This is a genomic window from Nonomuraea sp. 10N515B, assembly GCF_052245915.1.
GTDB lineage: Bacteria > Actinomycetota > Actinomycetes > Streptosporangiales > Streptosporangiaceae > Nonomuraea.
In genome coordinates, this window is record NZ_JBQQBQ010000215.1 from 1 (window position 1) to 919 (window position 919).

Consider the following 919-nt stretch of genomic DNA (forward strand, 5'->3'; position numbering starts at 1 on the left):
GCGCCCGCCTCCGCCTCCGGCGCGCCGACGATGACGGTCGCCTTCATCACGCACGCGGCTCCTGGCGACACGTTCTGGGACCTGGTGCGCAAGGGCGCCGAGGCCGCGGCGGCCAAGGGCAACATCAAACTGGAGTATCAGTCGGATCCGGACGGCGCGAACCAGGCCAACCTCGTTCAGACGGCCATCGACAAGAAGGTCGACGGCATCGCGGTCACTCTGGCCAAGCCCGATGCCATGAAGGCCAACGTGGAGAAGGCGCTGGCGGGCGGCATCCCGGTCGTCGCGCTGAATGGCGGCATCGACCAGTGGAAGAGCATGGGCGTGCTCGAATACTTCGGCCAGGATGAGAAGATCGCCGGTGAGGCGGCCGGCGCGCGGCTGAAGACCGACGGTGCGAAGAAGGCGCTGTGCGTCATCCAGGAGCAGGGCCATGTCGGCCTCGAGGCCCGGTGCGACGGCACGAAGGCGTCCTTCCCCGACACCGAGAAGATCTACGTCACCGGCACGGACATGCCGAGTGTGCAGGCGGCCATCACCTCCAAGCTGCAGCAGGACTCCAGCATCGACCGGGTGCTGACCCTCGGTGCGCCGTTCGCGCTGACGGCTGCGAAGTCCGTCAAGGACGCCAGCAGCTCGGCCAAGGTGGTCACCTTCGACACCAACAAGGAGCTCGTGACCGCCATCAAGAACGGCCAGGTGGAGTGGGCGGTCGACCAGCAGCCCTTCCTGCAGGGCTACCTCGCGGTGGACAGCCTGTGGCTCTACAAGACCAACGGCAACGTCATCGGCGGCGGCCAGGCGACCCTGACCGGGCCGGCGTTCATCGACAAGACCAATGTCACCGCGGTGGAGCAGTTCGCCGCGGGCGGCACGAGGTGAGGTGACATGACTGCTGCGGCAACTGAGCCGGGCAGAG

General features: G+C 67.2%; 1 protein-coding gene. It reads left to right on the top strand.

The window, feature by feature from the left end; genetic code table 11:
- Positions 1-882, top strand: an 882-nt coding sequence (locus ACTWQA_RS59110) for a substrate-binding domain-containing protein (protein ID WP_443167519.1), incomplete at its 5' end; no start/stop codon positions are given.
- Positions 883-919 lie beyond the last annotated feature (37 nt).